This is a genomic window from Bradyrhizobium sp. (assembly GCF_035570375.1).
Taxonomy (GTDB): Bacteria; Pseudomonadota; Alphaproteobacteria; order Rhizobiales; family Xanthobacteraceae; genus Bradyrhizobium.
In genome coordinates this window covers 1-2701 of sequence record NZ_DATMLW010000032.1, presented here as the reverse complement: position 1 = coordinate 2701, position 2701 = coordinate 1, and the positions used below count along the sequence as shown (strand labels likewise).

At 61.0% G+C, this 2701-nt stretch carries 2 protein-coding genes; both read right to left on the bottom strand.

The genetic code is table 11. The features are described 5' to 3' along the window. Positions 1 to 1469 (bottom strand): amidohydrolase family protein (locus tag VNX23_RS03935; protein WP_325627871.1); only part of this gene is annotated, 1469 nt, incomplete at its 3' end. 121 nt (positions 1470 to 1590) lie between these two features. Further along, the gene (locus tag VNX23_RS03930) at positions 1591 to 2643 is read right to left on the bottom strand and encodes an FAD:protein FMN transferase (RefSeq protein ID WP_325627870.1); all 1053 of its coding nucleotides are present in this window, start codon (positions 2641 to 2643) and stop codon (positions 1591 to 1593) included. Positions 2644 to 2701: the final 58 nt, after the last annotated feature.

The following is a 2701-nucleotide window of genomic DNA, read 5'->3' as shown; positions in this document are numbered from 1 at the left end:
TTCGCCGCGAACTCGTACTCCTTCTTCAATTGGGCCAGCCTATCCGCCGAATAAGCAGGCAACGGTTGTGCATCCGCTGCCTTCAAGTTGATGTGGTAGAGGCGGGCAGAGTTCAAGCCGAAGATCGCTTGCTTGACTGGGCCATTGGCGCCGCCAAGCGGCGCAAAGCCGTATTTCTTCTGCATATCTTCGGGAATTTCCAGCCGTCGCATCGCCTCGATCTGCCATTGCGGCGACCCATACCATACGCTGTCGGTGCCCCAGACGACGTGATCGGTTCCGAAGCCCTTGATCAGCGTGCCGATCATAGCGGCCGCGAACTTGGGGTGTGCCACGGCCGAGTTGGCGAACGAGGTGCCGACCTCTCCATACACGTTGCTAACACCGTACTTCGCCGGAATGTCGGCGAGGTCGGAGGTCCACTTGATCCGGCCCGAGGCTTCGAACTCGGCCCAGGCTTGGTCAGGCAGCTCGAGGAATGGACGCAGCGCCGAGTGGTAGATGACGAAGTTCATCTGCGGCCAATCTTTGGCGGCCTTGCCCACATCATCCACCGTCGCGTATTGCCAGACGTCGGCGAAGGATTTCTCGTAGTCGGGTGGCAACAGTCCCTTGTGGGTGCAGATCGTTGTGATACCCGCCTTGACCGCTTTTTCATAGAACGGATACATCAGTTTCTCGTCGTCGAGGCGCCAGGGGAATTTGGAGGGCGCGAGCGGATCACCGATCGTGTAGGACTTCCACGAATCCGGCTTGTAGGTCGATATCGCCTTGTCGACCTCCTCCATCCAACCGGGCTGTTTGGGCGTGATCACGGTGTGGGCAAGCAGGCGCCTGGAGCCCGCGAAATCATTGACCATGTCGCGCGCCTTGACGATCTGCTCATTCGAGAGAAGCCACCATGACGGATCGTCGAATGGTGCCCCGCTCAGCAGCGCAAGCTGGGTATCGCTGTCGTAATAGATCTCCTTCACGTAGTTGAGGAATTTGAACCGCGCGAGGCCGGGCGGGGTCTGATCCTTTATCTTCGGGTTCCAGTGCTCGGCCGCGAAGTCATTCAAGCCGAGAAGCTCCTTGTGGTCGAAATCATCGCGGACAAAGTGCGTCTGCACATCGAAGACGAATTGCCCGGCGAGGCTCTGCGCTCTCGCCTGGATTAGGTCCGGTTGATGTGCCTCAGCCGCGTCGACCTGAAACACATTGGTGCCGTAGATCTCCTTCATCGCAAGGAAGGCGGCGGCCATGCCACACCCGGTGGCCATGAATTGCCGGCGGCTCAAGCCAAGCTTCTTGGCGTTCTCATCGGCGAGCTCGAGAATCCGCCGCTCTACACGTTTCTGCGTCTCGCTCTGCTTGGGCGGAAGATACTCGCCGTTGGAAACGATCTGAGTTGGTATGGGTGTTGCAGCAGAAGCTGTTTCAGCGCCGGCCACAAGGCGCATTTCTCGTTCGCTAAGCCAACTGCCCATCTTAGTCCTCCCTAATTTTGATTGTTGTTGACGTACGAAGCTTAGACCCCGCCGTTGCCGTTGACAACGCGGGGCAGACGACACGCGCTCGTCATTACGCTAAGACGTGCGTTGTCAACGCTCAGCTGCCAACGGGAAGATGCTGCACCGTACCATCAGGCAATGTCGCAAGGGCACGTACGCCAGAAAACGAGGCAAGCAGCGTTGCGCCGCGTTCCGGCGGGGTCACGTACAGGGCGGTCGAGAGAGCGTCAGCGACCATCGCGCTCGCGGCGAAGACGGAAACCGCAATGTAATGGTGTGCGCTTGCCCCGGTGGACGGATCGAACAGGTGGTGGAACCGCCCCGTGGCATCGAACTTCGTGCCGTACCCGCCGGATGTGCACACCGACCGGTCGCACAGGTCCACGCTGATGGCGATCGTTTCGGGTTGACGCGGATCGGCGAGACCGACGCGCCACGGCCGCCCGTCGTCGTGACGGCCGATGGCGCGTATTTCGCTACAGCCCATATTGCCAAAGGCCCGATCGCAGCCGTTCGCATGCAGGATGTCCACGACGCGGTCGCTGATATAGCCCTGCACTATACCATTAAGTGTTATGCCCATTCCGGTGCGCTCCAGCACGATCCTGCGCCGGCCGACATTGATCCCCTGCCAGTCGACGAGCTTGCGCGTGCGCTCGATGGCTTGCAATGCTGGCCCCTCGGGCTGCGGCGCAGCGTTGCCGAAGAAATGCGCCGCGTAGAGTGTCCATAAGGGTTGCACGGTCACGTCAAACGCGCCCCGGCTGAGCGCAGACAAGGTCTGGCATCGCGAGAGCACCGTGAGCAGATCGAGAGACGGAAGCTCGACGCGACCGTCACGATTAAGCCAAGCGATCTCGCTGTCGGTCCGGTAGAGCGCAAAAATGCGCTCTAGTCTCTCGATTTCCGCGGCGCACTCACCGGCGATCCGAGCCGCCGCGGCGCGGTCATGATGATAGAGCAGCAGTTGAGACGGCGAGCCGAGCGAGGTGCCGGTCCATTGATGGAGCAGCGGCCCACCCCGCGAGAGGTCGTCAGCACCGAGCAAAGGTAGGCCGGCCACGGCGCCTACGATCGTCATCGCCCGCCGGCGGGACACCGCGGTTCCGCCGTAAACGTTTTTGACGTTCGGGGCGAGTGCCGGCGTCATCCCTCCCACCTCGTTTTGACGCCTCATTGAGCGCCTCGCTCAATGAGCGCGCGGTCCG